This window comes from Kocuria sp. LUK, from assembly GCF_021012935.1.
GTDB lineage: Bacteria > Actinomycetota > Actinomycetes > Actinomycetales > Micrococcaceae > Kocuria > Kocuria flava.
Map to the genome: position 1 here is coordinate 457369 of NZ_JAJMZI010000001.1, position 17209 is coordinate 474577.

The window sequence follows — 17209 nt, forward strand, 5'->3', positions numbered from 1 at the left end:
GGCCTCCTTCGTCTCGGCCGGCCGCGGGGGCCGGCCCCGGGTCAGTGGGCGGCCTCGTGCCAGGTGCGCCCGAAGCCGACGTTGACCTCGAGCGGCACGGACAGCTGCGCGGCCCCGCCCATCTCCTCGCGCAGCACCGTCTCGACGGCCTCGTGCTCGCCGGCGGCCACCTCCACGACGAGCTCGTCGTGGACCTGCAGCAGCATCCGCGAGCGCAGCCCCTCGGCGCCCAGGCGCCGGTCGACGCCGAGCATGGCCTTCTTGATGATGTCCGCGGCGGAGCCCTGGATGGGGGCGTTGAGAGCGGCCCGCTCGGCCATGGCCCGCACCTGGCGGTTGTCGCTGGAGAGCTCGGGCAGGTAGCGGCGGCGGCCGTCGATGGTCGCGGTGTAGCCGTCCTCCCGGGCCTGCTCCACGACCCCGCGCAGGTAGTCGCGCACGGCGCCGAAGCGGGTGAAGTAGTCGCTCATCAGCGTGCGGGCCTCGTCGACGGGGATGCGCAGCTGCTTGGACAGCCCGAAGGAGCTCAGCCCGTAGACCAGCCCGTAGCTCATGGCCTTGACCTTCGAGCGCATCTCGGCGGTGACCTCGGCGGGCTCCACGCCGAAGATCTTGGCGCCCACGAACCGGTGCAGGTCCTCGCCCTGGCGGAAGGCCGCGATGAGGGCCTCGTCGCCGGAGAGGTGGGCCATGATGCGCATCTCGATCTGGGAGTAGTCGGCGGTCAGCAGCGCCTCGTGCTCGGGGCCGACCACGAACAGCGCCCGGATCCGCCGGCCGGCCTCGGTGCGCACGGGGATGTTCTGCAGGTTCGGGTTCGTGGAGGACAGCCGCCCGGTCGCGGCGACGTTCTGCACGTAGGTGGTGTGCACCCGCCCGTCGTCGGCGACCGCCTTCTGCAGCCCCTCCACGGTCTGGCGCAGCTTGTTGGCGTCGCGGTAGGCCAGCAGGGCCGCGAGGAACCGGTGGCCCTTCGAGTCCGGGTCGGTGCGGGTGAGCAGCTCCGCGACCGCGTCGGCGTCGGTGGTGTAGCCGGACTTGATCTTCTTGGTCCTCGGCAGGCCCAGCTCCTCGAACATCACCTGCTGCAGCTGCTTGGTCGAGCCGAGGTTGACGGGCTCGGCGATCTGGGCGTGGGCCTCGGCGCGGGCCTGCTCGATCACGCCCGCGAAGTCGTCGAGCAGCACCTGCACGCCGTCGGGGTCCACGGCGATGCCGGCCAGCTCCATGTCCCCGAGCACGCGCGCCAGCGGCAGCTCGAGCTCGCGCAGCAGCCGGTCGGCCCCGCGCTCGGCCAGCAGCGGCGCCAGGTGCTCGCTCAGGCGCAGGGTGCCGGCGGCGAGGGCGGCCTCGCGGGCGAGCTCGGCGGCCTCGGCGGCCTCGGCGGCGCCGGGGTCGAGCTCGAGCTCCGTCTGCCCGGCCGCGGCCGCGGCGGGGCCGGGCACGCTCAGCTGCAGGTGCTGCTCGAGCATGTCGGCCAGGGCGTAGGAGCGCCGCTCCGGCTGGATGAGGTAGCCGGAGAGGGAGGGGTCGTCGGTCACGCCGTCGAGCACGAGGCCCCGGGCCCGCAGGGACTTGTAGGAGTCCTTGAAGTCCATCACGACCTTGGGGCGGGCGGGGTCGGCCAGCCACCGCCCGAGCGCCTGCTCGAGCGCGGTCTCCGCCTCGCCGAGGTCCGCCCACGCGGCCTCGCTCCCCCGGGCCAGCACGAGCCGGGAGGTCTCGTGCGCGCCGGGCAGGACGGCGTCGCCGGGGCGGGCCACGGGGCGCACGGCCACCGGGTCCTCGCCCTCGCCCAGCCAGCCGGCCAGGGCCGCGGCGTCCTCGAGCCGCACGGGCTCGCCCACCTCGACGTGGGCGGCCCGGGGCTCCTCGGCCGGGGCGCCGAAGGCCTCGAAGAGGCGGCTGCGCAGCCCCTCCCCGAACTCGAGGTCGTCGAAGACCTCCCCGACGGCGGCGGGGTCCGGGACGGGCAGGGCCGCGGTGCCCAGCTCGACGTCGAGCTCGAGGTCGTCCACGAGCCGGTTCAGCCGACGGTTGCGCTCGACGTCGGCGCGGTGGGCGCGCAGGGCCTCGCCCTTCTTGCCCTTGATCCGGTCGGCGTGCTCGAGCAGGGTCTCCACCCCGCCGTAGGCGAGGATCCACTTGGCCGCGAACCCCGCGCCGACCCCGGGCACGCCGGGCAGGTTGTCGGCCTGCTCGCCGGTGAGGGCGGCGAGGTCCGGGTAGTGCTGCGGCGGGACCTTGTACTTCTCGACGACCGCGGCGGCGTCCATGTGCTTGAGGTCGGAGGGGGTCCGGCCCGGGTAGACCACCGTGACGTGGTCGTCGATCATCTGGAACGCGTCCCGGTCCCCGGAGAACACGAGCACCTCGTAGTCGGCCTCGGCGCCGCGGCGGGCCAGGGTCGCGAGGACGTCGTCGGCCTCGTGGCCCTCGGCCGTGACGACCGGCACGCCCAGGGCCCCGAGGAGGCGCTGGATCTGCGGGACCTGGCCGTGGAACTCCTCGGGGGTCTCGTCGCGCCCGCCCTTGTAGTGCTCGTACTGCTCGGAGCGCAGCGTCGGCCCGTCCAGGTCGAAGGAGACGACCAGGTGCGTGGGCCGCTGCTCGCGCACGAGCTTCACGAGGGTGTTCACGAAGCCGTAGACGGCCTCGGTGTGCCGCCCGTCGGAGGTCACGAACGCCGGGCCGCCGCCGTACTCCGCGGCGCGCGAGAGCGCGAAGAAGGCGCGGAAGGCCAGGGAGTGCCCGTCGACGAGCAGCAGCCTGCGGTCCGGGCGCGAGACGGGCTGCGGGATCGCCACCTCGACCGGGTGGTCGGTCTCCGCGCCGACGGTCACGGTGCGGACGGCGGTCTCGGGGGTCTCGGCGGTCGGTGTCGGCTGCGTCTCTGTGCTCACGGTCCCCATCCTAGGGCCCGGCCGGGGCCGCCCCGCGGCGGGGCGGGCGGACCTAGGAGACCTGGTTGATGATGGCCTCGGCGACCTCGCGCATCGACAGCCGGCGGTCCATGGAGGTCTTCTGGATCCAGCGGAACGCCTCCGGCTCGCTCAGGCCCATCTTCGTGGTCAGCAGGGACTTGGCCCGCTCCACGAGCTTGCGGGTCGCGAACTGCTCCTTCATGTCCGAGACCTCCCGCTCGAGCGCGGCGATCTCCTCGAACCGGGAGATCGCGATCTCGATGGCGGGCACGACGTCGTCGACCGTGAACGGCTTGACCACGTAGGCCATGGCCCCGGCCTCACGGGCCCGCTCCACGAGCTCGCGCTGGCTGAAGGCGGTGAGCAGCACGACCGGGGCGATGCGGTCGGCGGCGATCTGCTCCGCGGCGGTGATGCCGTCCAGCACGGGCATCTTCACGTCCATGAGCACGAGGTCGGGGCGGTGCTCGCGGGCGAGCTCGACCGCGAGCCGGCCGTTGTCCGCCTCCGCGACGACGTCGTAGCCGGCCTCGCGCAGCATCTCGACGATGTCGAGGCGGATCAGCGCCTCGTCCTCGGCGACCACCACGCGGCGGGCCGGGCGGGCGCCCTCGGCGGTGCCCGGCGCGGGCTCCGTGCCCTCCGGTGCGCCGGGTCCGGCCGGCGGGGTGGGGTTCGGCTGCTCGGTCACGCTGACTCCTTGCCTTCTCGTGCCGCGGGCGCCCCGGCGGGGTGGGCGCGGCGGGGGCCTCCGGGTCCGTGCGGGCCGTCCCCGGTTCTCGCGCCCAGCCTACAGCGGCCCGCTCCCCCGCCCGCCCCGCGGCCGGCTCCTGCCCCGCCCCGCGGGGACCCGGGCCCCGGCCCGCGCGGGCGGTCCCGTGCTGGAGCGGGCCCGGGGCGTCGAGTAGAGTGGGCGAGCGCCGCGGCCCCGCCGGCGGCGCCCGGACGAGGGCCCAAGTGGCGGAACTGGCAGACGCGCCGCACTCAAAATGCGGTTCTCCGGAGTGTGGGTTCGAGTCCCACCTTGGGCACGGACGACCCCGGACCGCACGGTCCGGGGTCGTTGCCGTCGCGGGCCCGCGCCGCTCAGGCGCCGGCGGGCCGGTCCCGCAGCAGGTTCGTCACCCGCGCCGCTCAGGCGCCGGCGGGCCGGTCCCGCAGCAGGTTCGTCACCCGCGCCGCTCAGGCGCCGGCGGGCCGGTCCCGCAGCAGGTTCGTCACCCGGGCGGTGGAGAGCCGCCGGCCCTGCTCGTCGGTCACCACGACCTCGTGCACGGTGAGGGTCGAGCCCAGGTGCAGGGCGGTGCACGTGGCCGTCACGGTGCCGCGGGCCACCGAGCGCTGGTGGGTGGCGTTGACGTCCACCCCCACCGCGTAGCGCCCGGGACCGGCGTGCACGGTCGCGGCGGTCGAGGCCAGGGTCTCGGCCAGCACGCAGTGGGCTCCCCCGTGGAGGATCCCCGCCGGCTGGGTGTTGGGCTCCACCGGCATCGTCGCGACCGCGTGCTCGGGGCCCAGCTCCGTGAAGCGGATGCCCATCACCCGGGCCAGCCCGCCGACCCCGTGGCCGGGAAAGCTGCCGTGCAGCTCCGCCGGGACCCCGTGCGCGGCCAGGTCCCGGGCGTGCTCCTCCGGCCCGAGACCGGCGGACCCGCTCAGGACTCCCGCCACGGGCCGACCCGCTCGCGCCGGGCGGGGCGGTTGAGCAGCTCGCCGGCGTCGGCGACGTCCCCGACCCGGTGGACCTTCACGAGGTTGGTGGTGCCGGCGACCCCGGGGGGCGAGCCGGCGCAGATCACCACGAGGTCGTCGCGGCCGGCGAGGTTCTGCTCCTGCAGGTGGCGGTCGACCTGCTTGGTCATCTCGTCGGTGTGGTCGACCTTCTCGACCCGGATGGGGGTGACGCCCCACAGCAGGGACATCAGGGCCTCGGCCACCGGCTCGGGGGTGAACGCGAGGATCGGGTGCGGCGGGCGCAGCCGGGACAGGCGGCGGGCGGAGTCCCCGGACTGGGTGAACGCGCAGATGTAGTTGACGTCGAGCTGGCGGGCGATCGTCACGGCCGCGCGGGTGACCGCGCCGCCGCGGGTGCGCGGCTCGGTGCCCAGCCCGGGCATGCGCTCGAGCGCCTGGGACTCGGTGGCCTCGATGATCCGCGCCATCGTCTCGACGGTCTCGATCGGGTACTTGCCCACCGAGGTCTCCCCCGAGAGCATCACGGCGTCGGCGCCGTCGAGCACGGCGTTGGCGCAGTCGGAGGCCTCCGCACGGGTGGGGCGGGGGCTGTCGATCATGGACTCGAGCACCTGGGTGGCCACGATCACCGGCTTGGCCCAGCGGCGGGCGAGCTCCACGGCGCGCTTCTGCACGATCGGCACCTGCTCCAGGGGCAGCTCCACGCCGAGGTCGCCGCGGGCGACCATGATGCCGTCGAAGGCGTCGATGATCTCGTGCAGGGAGTCCACGGCCTGGGGCTTCTCGATCTTGGCGATCACCGGCAGCCGCTTGCCCTCCTCGTCCATGATCTCGTGGACCCGGTCGATGTCGGCGGCGTCGCGCACGAAGGACAGGGCGATGATGTCGACCCCGCGGCGCAGGGCCCAGCGCAGGTCGTCCTCGTCCTTCTCCGACAGCGCCGGGACGTTGACGGCCACCCCGGGCAGGTTGATGCCCTTGTTGTTGGAGACCGGCCCGCCGACCACGACCTCGGTCGTGACGTCGGTGTCGGTGACGGCGGTCGCGCGCAGGGCGACCCGGCCGTCGTCGATGAGCAGGGGGTCCCCCACGCTGACGTCGCCGGGCAGGCCCTTGTGGGTGGTCGAGCAGATCTCCGCCGTGCCCTCGACGTCGCGGACCGTGATGGTGAAGACGTCGCCGGGCAGCAGCTCGTGGGGCCCGTCGGCGAAGCGGCCCAGGCGGATCTTGGGACCCTGGAGATCGGCGAGGATGGCCACGGTGCGGCCGAGGTCCGCCGCGGCGCGGCGGACGTTCTCGTAGGAGGCGTCATGGACGGAGTGGTCGCCGTGGCTCATGTTCAGCCGGGCGACGTCCACCCCGGCGTCGATCGCCCGGGCGAGGTTCTCGTAGGAGGAGATGGCCGGGCCGATCGTGGCCACGATTTTCGCTCGTCGCATGTGTGCCGCCTTGGGTTGGTCGGGTGCCGCGGGCAGGACGCGCACCAGAAAGCGGCCGGGCCGCCGCGCGGGGCGCGGCGGAGCTCCCGGCCGCTCTGCCTGGTCCGTCCGCCCCGCGAACGGGGAGGTCGGCTCCAGCCTACCAACGCCTCCCGCGCTGTCGAGGAACCCCGCCCCGGGGTCCCGGGGACGCGGGCGGGGACGACGACGGCGCGGGGCGCGGCCCGCTCGGGGCGCACCCCGCGCCGTGCGCGCGGCGGACCGGGACTACAGGCTGAGGTCGATCGCCCGGTCGGTGGGCGCCACCGGCTCGGGCAGCCGGGTGGAGCCCATGAGGAAGCGCTCGACCGCGGCCGCGCAGGCCCGGCCCTCGGCGATCGCCCACACGACCAGGGACTGGCCGCGGCCGGCGTCGCCGCAGGAGAACACGCCGTCGACGCTGGTCATGTACCGGTCGTCGCGGGCCACGTTCGTGCGCCCGTCCAGCTCGGCGCCCAGCTGCGCGGTGATCCCCTCCGACTCGTTGCCGGTGAAGCCCAGGGCCAGGAACACGAGGTCGGCCGGCAGGATCCGCTCGGTGCCGCCGCGGGGCGCGCGCCGGCCGTCGGGCAGGTACTCGGTCTCGGCGACCTTCAGGCCCGTGAGCCGGCCGTCCTCGCCCGTGAACTCGACGGTGGAGGCCAGGTAGGTCCGCTCCCCGCCCTCCTCGTGGGAGGTGGAGACCTCGAAGACCTTCGGCATCATGGGCCAGGGGTCGGCGTCGGAGCGGTCGGCCGGGGGCTTGCGCCCGATCGCCAGGGACGTCACGGAGGCCGCGCCCTGGCGGTGGGCGGTGCCGATGCAGTCGGAGCCGGTGTCGCCGCCGCCGAGCACGATCACGTGCTTGCCCTTCGCGTCGATCTGCCCGGGCACCTCGTCGCCGGCGACCACGCGGTTGGCCTGGACGAGGTAGTCCATCGCGAAGTGCACGCCCTCGAGCTCGCGCCCGGGGATCGTCAGGTCCCGCGGGCGGGTCGCGCCCGTGGCGACGACGACGGCGTCGTAGCGCCGCTTGAGCTGGTCCCAGGGGATGTCCTTGCCGATCTCGACCCCGGCCCGGAAGCGGGTGCCCTCGGCGCGCATCACCTCGAGGCGGCGGTCGAGGACGTCCTTCTCCATCTTGAAGTCGGGGATCCCGTAGCGCAGCAGCCCGCCGATGCGGTCGTCGCGCTCGTAGACGGCCACGGTGAACCCCGCCTGGGTCAGCTGCTGGGCCACGGCGAGCCCGGCCGGCCCGGAGCCGACCACGGCCACGGTCCTGCCGACGAGCCGCTGCGGCACGAAGGGCTTGACGATGCCCTCGTCGAAGGCCATCTCCCCGATCTCGTACTCGACCTGCTTGATCGTCACGGGCGGCTGGTTGATCCCCAGCACGCAGGAGGACTCGCAGGGGGCCGGGCAGACCCGGCCGGTGAACTCGGGGAAGTTGTTCGTCGCGTGCAGGCGCTCGACCGCCTCGGCGTCGAGGCCCCGCCAGACGAGGTCGTTCCACTCGGGGATGAGGTTGCCCAGCGGGCAGCCCTCGTGGCAGAACGGGATGCCGCAGTCCATGCACCGCCCGGCCTGCTCCTGCAGGGTCCCCCGGGCCTGGCGCTCCTGGACCTCGGCCCAGTCCATGATCCGCACGGGGACCGGCCGCTTGGGCCGGTCGACGCGCTCGGTCACCTTCAGAAATCCGCGCGGGTCAGCCACGGGTCGTCACCTCCAGGATCTTGTGCCAGGTCTCGTCGCCGTCCGGGTCCCCGCCGGCGGTGAGGACCTCCTCGCGGATGCCCTGCACGGCGGCGTACTCCCGGGGCAGCACCTTCGTGAAGCGGCCGAGGGTGGCCACGGGGTCGGCCAGCAGCCGGTCGGCCAGGGCCGAGCCCGTCTCCTCGGCGTGGCGGGTGATGAGCCCGACCACGGTCTCGGCGTCGGCCTCGTCGAGGGGCAGCAGCTGCAGCTCCCCGGACTCACGGGCCTGCTTGTTCACCGACGTCTGCGCCAGGTCGATCACGTAGGCCACGCCGCCGGACATCCCGGCGCCGAAGTTGCGCCCGGTCCGGCCCAGCACCAGGGCGGTGCCGCCGGTCATGTACTCGCAGCCGTGGTCGCCGATGCCCTCGACCACCGCGGTGGCCCCCGAGTTGCGGACCAGGAAGCGCTCCCCCACGGTCCCGCGCAGGAAGATCTCCCCGCTCGTGGCGCCGTAGCCGATGACGTTGCCGGCCACCACGTTCTCGGAGGCCTCGAACACGGCGTCGCGCTCGGGGCGCACGATGATCCGCCCCCCGGACAGGCCCTTGCCGGTGTAGTCGTTGGCGTCGCCCTCGAGCCGCAGCGTGATGCCCTGGGGCAGGAACGCCCCCAGCGACTGCCCGGCCTGGCCGGTGAGGGTGATGTCGATGGTGTCGTGGGCGAGCACGTCGACGCCGAAGGTGCGGGTCACCGCGTGGCCCAGCATCGTGCCCACGGAGCGGTCGGTGTTGATCACCCGCTGCTGGATCCGCACCGGCTCCCGCTTCTCCAGGGCCGCCGCCGAGAGGCGGATCAGCTCGTTGTCGAAGTGCTTCTCGAGCTCGTGGTCCTGGCCCCGCAGGCTGCGCACGGCGGCGCCGCGGCCCTCGAGCACCGAGGAGTGCAGGATCGGGGCGAGGTCCAGGCCCTGGGCCTTCCAGTGCTCGATCGCCGCGCGGGTCTCGAGCACCTCGGCGTGGCCGACCGCCTCCTCGACGGAGCGGAAGCCGAGCTGGGCCAGGTACTCGCGGACCTCCTCGGCGATGAACTCGAAGAAGTTGATCACGTGCTCGGCGCGCCCGGTGAAGCGCTTGCGCAGCTCGGGGTTCTGGGTGGCCACCCCCACCGGGCAGGTGTCCAGGTGGCACTTGCGCATCATGATGCAGCCCTCGACGATCAGCGGCGCGGTGGCGAAGCCGAACTCCTCGGCGCCCAGCAGCGCGGCGATCACGACGTCTCGCCCGGTCTTCATCTGCCCGTCCGCCTGCACGACCACGCGGTCGCGCAGCCCGTTGAGCATCAGCGTCTGCTGGGTCTCGGCGAGGCCGAGCTCCCACGGGGCGCCGGTGTGCTTGAGGGAGTTCAGCGGCGCCGCGCCGGTGCCGCCGTCGTGGCCGGAGACGAGCACGACGTCGGCCTTGGCCTTGGTCACGCCCGAGGCCACGGTCCCGATGCCGATCTCGGAGACCAGCTTCACGTGCACCCGGGCGCGCGGGTTGGCGCGCTTGAGGTCGTGGATGAGCTGGGCGAGGTCCTCGATCGAGTAGATGTCGTGGTGCGGCGGCGGGGAGATCAGCGAGACCCCCGGGGTGGAGTGCCGGGTGCGGGCGACCCACGGGTACATCTTCTGGGCCATGAGCTGGCCGCCCTCGCCGGGCTTCGCGCCCTGGGCCATCTTGATCTGGATGTCCTCGGCGTTGGTGAGGTAGAGGCTGGTCACCCCGAACCGGCCGGAGGCGACCTGCTTGATCGCCGAGCGCCGCTCGGGGTCGAGCAGCCGGTCGACGTCCTCGCCGCCCTCGCCGGTGTTGGACTTCGCGCCCAGCCGGTTCATGGCGATCGCCAGGGTCTCGTGGGCCTCCTTCGAGATGGAGCCGTAGCTCATGGCCCCGGTCGAGAAGCGCTTGACGATCGCGCTGACGGGCTCGACCTCCTCCAGCGGCACGGGCCGGCGGTCGGAGCGGAAGCCCAGCAGCCCGCGCAGGGTCATCAGGTGCTTCGACTGGTCGTCCACGAGCTTGGTGTAGGAGCGGAAGATGTCGTAGCGGCCCGTGCGGGTGGCGTGCTGGAGCCGGAAGACGGTCTGCGGGTTGAACAGGTGCGGGGCCCCGTCCCGGCGCCAGTCGTACTCCCCGCCGGTCTCGAGCTCCCGGTGCGGCTCGGTGACGCCGTCCGAGGGGTAGGCCCGGCGGTGGTGGTGGGCGGTCTCCTCGGCGATCACGTCGAGGCCCACGCCGCCGATCTGGGTGTGGGTGCCGGTGAAGTAGTCGTCGACCAGCTCCTTGGACAGCCCCAGCGCCTCGAAGACCTGGGCCCCGCAGTAGGAGGAGACCGTGGAGATGCCCATCTTGGACATGATCTTCTGCACGCCCTTGCCGAGGGCCTTGATGAGGTTCTGCACCGCCTGCTCCGGGGTGACCCCGGTCAGGTCCCCGGAGCGCACGAGCTCCTCGGCGGACTCCATGGCCAGGTACGGGTTCACGGCGGAGGCCCCGTAGCCGATCAGCAGCGCCACGTGGTGGACCTCGCGCACGTCCCCGGCCTCGACCACCAGGGCGACCTTGGTGCGGGTGGCCGAGCGCAGCAGGTGGTGGTGGACCGCCGAGGTCAGCAGCAGCGACGGGATGGGCGCCCAGGCGCCGTTGGAGTCGCGGTCGGAGACGATGACGTACTCGACCCCGCGGGCCACGGCCGCCGAGACCTTCTCGCAGATCTCCGCGATCCGGGCGCGCAGGGAGTCCGCGCCGCCGTCGGGGCGGTAGAGCCCGCGGATCTTCAGCGCCGCCGGCATCCCGTCCTCGTTCTCGAGGTGCAGGAACTGGTCCAGCTGGTCGTTGTCGATCACCGGGAAGTCCACGGCGATCTGGCGGGTGCGCACCCGGTCCGTGGTCAGCAGGTTCCCGGAGGGTCCGACCGATCCGCGCAGGCTCGTCACGAGCTCCTCGCGGATGGCGTCCAGCGGCGGGTTGGTGACCTGCGCGAAGGACTGGACGAAGTAGTCGAACAGGGTGCGGGAGCGCTCGGAGAGCACGGCGATCGGGGTGTCGGTGCCCATCGCGTAGATCGGCTCGGCGCCCTTGGCGGCCATGGGGCCGACGATGAGCTTGAGCTCCTCCTGCGTGTACCCGAAGGTCTTCTGCCGCAGGGTCACCGAGGCGCGCGGGTGGACCATGTGCTCGCGCTCGGGCAGGTCCTGGATGTCGACGATGTTCGCCTCGGCCCACTCGTGCCAGGGGGCGGCGGAGGCGACCTCGGCCTTGATCTCGGCGTCCTCGACGATGCGCCCGGCGGCGGTGTCCACGAGGAACATCGTGCCCGGGGAGACCCGGCCCTTGCGCACGATCTTGCGGTCGCCGACGTCGACGACGCCGACCTCCGAGGCGAGGACCACGAGCCCGTCGTCGGTGACCCAGAACCGGCCGGGGCGCAGCCCGTTGCGGTCGAGCAGGGACCCGACCCGCACGCCGTCGGTGAAGGCCACGGCGGCGGGCCCGTCCCACGGCTCCATGAAGGAGGCGTGGTAGCGGTAGAAGCCCTTGAGGGCCGGGTCCATGGTCTCGTGGTTCTCCCAGGCCTCGGGGATCATCATCATCATGGCCTGGGTGACGGGCCGGCCCGAGAGCACGAGCAGCTCGGCGACCTCGTCGAGGGACTGGGAGTCGGAGGCGCCCTCCGAGCAGATCGGGAACAGCTCCTCGGGGCTGCGCCCGAGCAGCGGGGACTTCAGCTGGGACTGGCGGGCGCGCATCCAGTTGCGGTTGCCCTTGACCGTGTTGATCTCGCCGTTGTGGGCGAGGGTGCGCATGGGCTGGGCCAGCGGCCAGGACGGGAAGGTGTTGGTCGAGAAGCGCGAGTGGACGATCGCGAGCTCGGTGCGGAAGCGCTCGTCGGAGAGGTCCGGGTAGAAGGGCTCGAGCTGCTGGGTGGTGAGCATGCCCTTGTAGACGATCGTGCGGGAGGACAGCGAGGGGAAGTAGATCCCCAGCCGGTTCTGGGCGCGCTTGCGCAGCCGGAACGCCTTCTGGTCCAGCCGGCGGCGGGCGTCCTCGTCCCCGGGGGCGGGGTCGGTCTCGGCCACGAAGACCTGGACGAACCACGGCATCACCGCGCGCGCGGAGGCGCCGACGACGTCCTCGGCCACGGGCACGACGCGGCGGCCCAGGACCTGCAGGTCCTCCGAGGCGGCGAGCTCCTCGAGCGCGCCCAGCAGCCGGTCCGCGCCCTCGCCGCCGGTGGGCAGGAACGCCGTGCCCACGGCGTAGCCGCCGAGGGCGGGCAGCTCGAAGTCGACGACCGCGCGGAAGAACGCGTCGGGGACCTGGGTGAGCAGGCCCGCGCCGTCGCCGGTGCCCTCGTCGCCGCCCACGGCGCCGCGGTGCTCGAGGTTGCGCAGGGCGGTCAGGGCCGCCTCGACGATGCCGTGCTCGGGGGTGCCGTTGAGGGTCGCCACGACGGCCAGGCCGCAGGCGTCCTTCTCCTCGTCCGGGTGGTAGAGGCCCTGCTCCTCCGGGGCGTCGGAGAACTGCTCGAACGGGGACCTCACGGTCCCCTCGGCGGCCTCGGCCGGGCGGGTCGCGGCGTCGTCCTGGTCGGGCTGGTCACCGGGGGTGCCGGCGGGGGTAGAGGTCATGGCAGACGTCTCCTCACCTGGAGTGCGGTCAACGGGAGCGGCCCGGCGCGGCAGGGCTCCGGTGGGAGGTGCCGCCGGATCGCGGGCCGGTGGGCCCCTGGCGGTGCTCGGGGACCGCCCGCGGGCGGTCCGGGCCGGGGCGGTCCGCTCGCGGCGGGCCCCGGTGCGCGTGCCCGGTCGAGGGGCACGGATCGGCCGCCCCTCGGGTGCGGCGCCGCACAAACCTAACAGCGGGATGTTACAGCGGTGCTACATCCGTGTAACGCGCACCTGCGGGCTCACCGGGGAACCGCCCGGAGGGCGGCCCCGGCGGCACCCGGCAGCGGGCCTCAGCCGCGGGCCGCGGCGGGAGCCCCGGCGTCCCCGCGGGCACGCCGCCGGGTGAGGACGGCGAACAGCACCGCCCCGAGCAGCACGAGCCCCAGCGAGGTCCACACGTGCACCCGCTGCCCGAGGACGATGAGGGAGGGGTCGATGCGCAGGAGAAGCTCGATGAGCATCCGCCCCAGCCCGTAGTGGACGAGGTAGAGGGCGAACAGGCGCCCGCCGTCGAGGCGGAAGCGGCGGTCCAGGGCCAGCAGCAGCACGACCCCGGCGAGGTTCCACAGCGACTCGTAGAGGAAGGTCGGGTGGAAGAGGGTCCCCGCGGGCAGCCCGTCGGGGAAGTTCGGGCTCGCGGGGTCGATCCGCAGGCCCCACGGCAGGTCGGTGGGGCGGCCGAAGAGCTCCTGGTTGAACCAGTTGCCCCAGCGCCCGATCGCCTGGGCCAGCAGGAGGCCGGGGGCGACCGCGTCGGCGAAGACGGACAGGCGGATCCCGTGGCGGCGGCAGACCCACCAGGCGGCGGCGGCCCCGAAGGCGACCGCGCCCATGATCCCGAGCCCGCCCTCCCAGATCCGCAGGGCGTCGAGCGGGTCGGCGCCGGGGCCGAAGTACCCGGCGGGGTCGGTGATCAGCACGTGGTAGGCGCGGGCGCCGACGATCCCGGCGGGCACCGCCCACATCGCGACGTCCCACACGACGTCGGGGTCCAGCCCGCGGGCGGCCCACCGCCGGGTGGTCAGCCACAGCCCGGCCGCGATCCCGGCGAGGATGCACAGCGCGTAGGCGTGCACCGTGAGGGGCCCGAGCGAGAACCCGGACCAGTCGGGGGACGGGAGACCGCGGTGGACGGGCACGGAGAGCAGGGCGGGGGGCAGCGTCATTCGGGGTCCTCGCGGGGTCGGGCACGGCGGCGGGCGGGCGCCTGCCGGCGCCCGCCCGTCACGCTATCAGGGCCGTGCGGCGCCCTCGCCGGTCACGACGGGCCGCGTCCGGCGAGCTCCCGGGTGAGGGCGGCCACGGCCTCGGGGCCGCCGTCGCCGAGGGCCTTCACGAGGGCGGTGCCCACGATCACGCCGTCGGCGTAGGCGCCGATCTCCTCGACGTGCTCGCGGCGGGAGACGCCCAGCCCCACGCACACGTGCTCCGCTCCGGCCGCGCGGGTGTCGGCGACCAGCTGCTCGGCGGCGTCGGAGACCCGCTCGCGCGCCCCGGTGACGCCCATGACGGAGACGGCGTAGACGAAGCCGCTGGAGGCCCTGGCCACGAGGTCCAGCCGCTCCCGCGAGGAGGAGGGGGCGACCAGGAAGATCCGGTCCAGGCCGTGGCGCTGGGAGGCCTCGAACCACTCGCCGGCCTCGTCCGGGACGAGATCGGGGGTGATGATCCCCGCTCCCCCGGCCTCGGCCAGGCGCTCGGCGAAGGTGTCCACGCCCATCTGCAGCACGGGGTTCCAGTAGGTCATCACCACCGGGACGGCGTCGGTGCGCTCGGCCACCGCCCGCACGACCCGGAAGACGTCGGCCACGCGGAAGCCGTGGGCGAGCGCCGTCGTCGTCGCCTGCTGGATGACGGGCCCGTCCATGACGGGGTCCGAGTACGGGATGCCGATCTCGACGACGTCGGCGCCGTTGGCGCCGAGGGCCACGGCGGCCTCGATCGACTCCTCCACGGTGGGGAAGCCCGCGGGCAGGTAGCCCACGAGCGCCGGCCGGCCCTGGGCCCGGCACTCGGCCAGGCGGGCGGACAGGCGCGAGTCCGGGGCGGGGCGCAGCCCGGGGGGCAGCAGGCGGGAGGCGAGGTCGGCGCCCCCGGTCTCGTGGCGGGTGGTCGTCACAGCTGTTCCCCCTTCTCGCCCAGCTCCTCCTCGGAGCTGCCGTTCGGGAGCATCCCGAACCATTCCGCGGCCGTGGCCACGTCCTTGTCGCCGCGCCCGGACAGGGAGACGACGATCATCCGCTCGGCCGCGGCCTCCGGGCCGAGCTCCTCGCTCCAGCGCCGGCCCAGGCGCAGCGCGCCGGCCAGGGCGTGGGCGGTCTCGATGGCGGGGATGATGCCCTCGGTGCGGCACAGCAGCCGGAAGGCCTCCATCGCCTCGGTGTCGGTGACCGCCTCGTAGCGGGCCCGGCCGATGTCGTGCAGGTAGGAGTGCTCCGGGCCCACGCCCGGGTAGTCCAGGCCGGCGGAGATCGAGTGGGACTCGACGGTCTGGCCGTCCTCGTCCTGCATGAGGTAGGTGCGGGCCCCGTGCAGGACCCCGGGCCGACCCAGGGAGATGGTCGCGGCGTGGCGGCCGGTCTCCACGCCGTCGCCGCCGGCCTCGAAGCCGTAGAGCTCCACGGCCGGGTCGTCGAGGAAGCCGTGGAAGATCCCGATGGCGTTCGAGCCCCCGCCCACGCACGCGGCCACGGCGTCGGGCAGCCGCCCGGTCTGCTCGAGGACCTGGGCGCGGGCCTCCTCGCCGATCTGCTCGTGGAAGAAGCGGACCATGGCGGGGAACGGGGCGGCGCCGGCGGCGGTGCCGAGCAGGTAGTGGGTGGTGTCCACGGAGGCGACCCAGTCGCGCAGCGCCTCGTTGATGGCGTCCTTGAGGGTGCGCGAGCCGTTGGTGACGGGCACGACGGTCGCGCCGAGCAGCTCCATGCGGGCGACGTTGAGCGCCTGGCGGCGGGTGTCCTCCTCCCCCATGTAGACCGTGCACTCCATGCCGAACAGCGCGGCCGCGGTCGCGGAGGCGACCCCGTGCTGGCCGGCGCCGGTCTCGGCGATCAGGCGGGTCTTGCCCATCCGGCGGGCGAGCAGGGCCTGGCCGAGGACGTTGTTGATCTTGTGGGAGCCCGTGTGGTTGAGGTCCTCGCGCTTGAGGAGGACCCGGCACCCGGCCTCCGCGCCGAAGCGGTGGGCCTCGGTGAGCAGGGAGGGCCGGCCCGAGTAGTCCCGGGAGAGCCGCTCGAACTCGGCGGTGAACTCGGGGTCGGCCTTGGCCTTCTCGAAGGTCTCGGTGAGCTCGTCGAGGGCGGCGATGAGGGACTCGGGCATCCACCGCCCGCCGAACTCCCCGAAGTAGGGGCCGGCCGCGTGGCGCAGGGACGCCGCCGCGGCGGCGGCGCGCTCGGCCTCCCCGGCCGGGGCGTGGCGGCGGGCGCGGGCGGCGGCCCCCGCGGCCCGGAAGGCCTCGATCGTGGCGGCGGGGTCGGCGCTGCGCACGAGGGCCTCGCCGACCAGCACGGCCTTGGCGCCGTCGGCGGCGTAGCGGGCCACCTGCTCGGGGCCCTCGACCCCGGACTCGGCGACCACCACGGCGTCGCGCGGGAGCAGCCCGGACAGCCGCCCGAAGGTCTCGACGTCGACGTCGAGGGTCTTGAGGTTGCGCACGTTGACCCCGATGATGCGGGCGCCGGCGGCGGCGGCGCGCTCGATCTCCTCGGGGGTGTGGGCCTCCACGAGCGCGTGCATGCCGAGCTCGTGGGTCAGGTCCAGGAAGCGGCGCAGCTCGTCGTCGTCGAGGGCGGCGACGATCAGCAGCACGAGGTCGGCCCCGTGGGCGCGGGCCTCCCAGATCTGGTACTCGTCGACGGTGAAGTCCTTGCGCAGCACGGGCACGGACACGGCGGCCCGCACGGCGTCGAGGTCCTCGAGGGAGCCGCCGAAGCGGCGGCGCTCGGTGAGCACGGAGATCACCGAGGCCCCGCCGTCCTCGTAGGCGGCGGCGAGGCGGGCGGGGTCGCCGATCTCGGCGAGCGCGCCCTTGGAGGGGCTGGAGCGCTTGACCTCCGCGATCACCTGCACGGCGTCGGCCGCGGGCCCGCGCAGGGCGGACTCGGCGTCCAGGGCCGGGGGCCGGGCGGCGGCCAGGGCCCTGAGCTCCTCCAGGCCGACCTGCTCGCGGCGGGCCGCCATGTCCTCGCGGACGCCCTCGACGATGGCGTCCAGGACGGTCCCGGTGCTCTTGTGCGACATGCTTTCCTGTCCTCTCGGCGGCTGCGGCCGCCTCGTGCGTGGGGAGGGCCCCGGTGCCGGCCCGCGCGGCGTGCGCCGGGACCGGACGGGGGACCGTGCGACCGGTCCCCGCGTCAGCCGTGCTGGTGGCGCGCCTCGTGCTTGCGCTGCTCCGACCCGGCGCCGTGGCCCATGGCGCGCAGCACCGCGCCGGCGACGAGGCCGACGACGAGCAGGCCGATGCCGACGATCGTGACGGGGGTGGCGCCGATCGTGAACCCGACCGTGGCCACGATGAAGGCCACCGACATGATGCCGACGGTCGTCCAGGCCGCGAGGGTGTTGCCGTGGCCCACGAAGCCCGTGTGGTCGAGGACGGTCTGGTTGCCGTTGGTCATCTTCTGCACTCCCGATCTCCGGCCGGGACCGCGCGGTCCCGGTCCCGCGGCCCCCTGCGGGGGCGCGGCACTTGCTGACAGTGTGTTCTCCCCCATTGTGCCACCTGG

At 74.1% G+C, this 17209-nt stretch carries 10 protein-coding genes, 1 tRNA gene and 1 pseudogene; 1 reads left to right on the forward strand and 11 read right to left on the reverse strand.

From position 1 onward, the window contains the following. Window positions 1-41 precede the first annotated feature (41 nt). Window positions 42-2912: a DNA polymerase I gene (gene polA, locus LQU92_RS02105; protein WP_374229615.1), complete on the reverse strand. Its 2871-nt coding sequence runs from the start codon at window positions 2910-2912 to the stop codon at window positions 42-44. A 43-nt stretch (window positions 2913-2955) separates the two neighbouring features. Then, window positions 2956-3513, reverse strand: a complete 558-nt coding sequence (locus tag LQU92_RS02110; protein ID WP_058859851.1) for an ANTAR domain-containing response regulator — start codon at window positions 3511-3513, stop codon at window positions 2956-2958. 362 nt (window positions 3514-3875) lie between these two features. Here LQU92_RS02110 and LQU92_RS02115 point away from each other — a divergent pair. Continuing rightward, window positions 3876-3955 (forward strand) — tRNA-Leu (locus LQU92_RS02115). 151 nt (window positions 3956-4106) lie between these two features. Here LQU92_RS02115 and LQU92_RS02120 read toward each other — a convergent pair. From LQU92_RS02120 to LQU92_RS02155, 9 genes and pseudogenes are all read right to left on the reverse strand, one after another. Beyond that, window positions 4107-4595 carry a PaaI family thioesterase gene (locus LQU92_RS02120; protein ID WP_230660361.1) on the reverse strand — a complete coding sequence of 163 codons (489 nt, stop codon included), beginning with the start codon at window positions 4593-4595 and terminating at the stop codon, window positions 4107-4109. Continuing rightward, window positions 4580-6058, reverse strand: coding sequence for a pyruvate kinase (pyk, locus tag LQU92_RS02125; protein WP_101852474.1), 1479 nt, complete (start codon window positions 6056-6058; stop codon window positions 4580-4582). The genes LQU92_RS02120 and pyk overlap by 16 nt, the downstream gene beginning before the upstream one ends. 267 nt (window positions 6059-6325) lie before the next feature. Further along, a complete protein-coding gene (locus LQU92_RS02130) occupies window positions 6326-7789 on the reverse strand; it encodes a glutamate synthase subunit beta (RefSeq protein ID WP_101852475.1) in 1464 nt (487 codons plus the stop codon). Further along, window positions 7782-12443, reverse strand: a complete 4662-nt coding sequence (gene gltB, locus LQU92_RS02135; protein ID WP_230660365.1) for a glutamate synthase large subunit — start codon at window positions 12441-12443, stop codon at window positions 7782-7784. The genes LQU92_RS02130 and gltB overlap by 8 nt, the downstream gene beginning before the upstream one ends. 329 nt (window positions 12444-12772) lie before the next feature. After that, window positions 12773-13648, reverse strand: a complete 876-nt coding sequence (lgt, locus tag LQU92_RS02140) for a prolipoprotein diacylglyceryl transferase (protein WP_230660368.1) — start codon at window positions 13646-13648, stop codon at window positions 12773-12775. 92 nt (window positions 13649-13740) lie between these two features. Continuing rightward, window positions 13741-14550 (reverse strand): tryptophan synthase subunit alpha, encoded by an 810-nt coding sequence (trpA, locus tag LQU92_RS02145; RefSeq protein ID WP_230660673.1) that lies wholly within the window; start codon window positions 14548-14550, stop codon window positions 13741-13743. A 47-nt stretch (window positions 14551-14597) separates the two neighbouring features. Then, a complete protein-coding gene (trpB, locus tag LQU92_RS15190) occupies window positions 14598-15851 on the reverse strand; it encodes a tryptophan synthase subunit beta (RefSeq protein ID WP_308071573.1) in 1254 nt (417 codons plus the stop codon). A gap of 90 nt (window positions 15852-15941) precedes the next feature. Beyond that, window positions 15942-16724, reverse strand: a pseudogene (trpC, locus tag LQU92_RS15195) (indole-3-glycerol phosphate synthase TrpC); the annotation flags it as partial. A gap of 113 nt (window positions 16725-16837) precedes the next feature. Next, window positions 16838-17101, reverse strand: a complete 264-nt coding sequence (locus tag LQU92_RS02155; RefSeq protein ID WP_101853166.1) for an HGxxPAAW family protein — start codon at window positions 17099-17101, stop codon at window positions 16838-16840. Window positions 17102-17209: the final 108 nt, after the last annotated feature.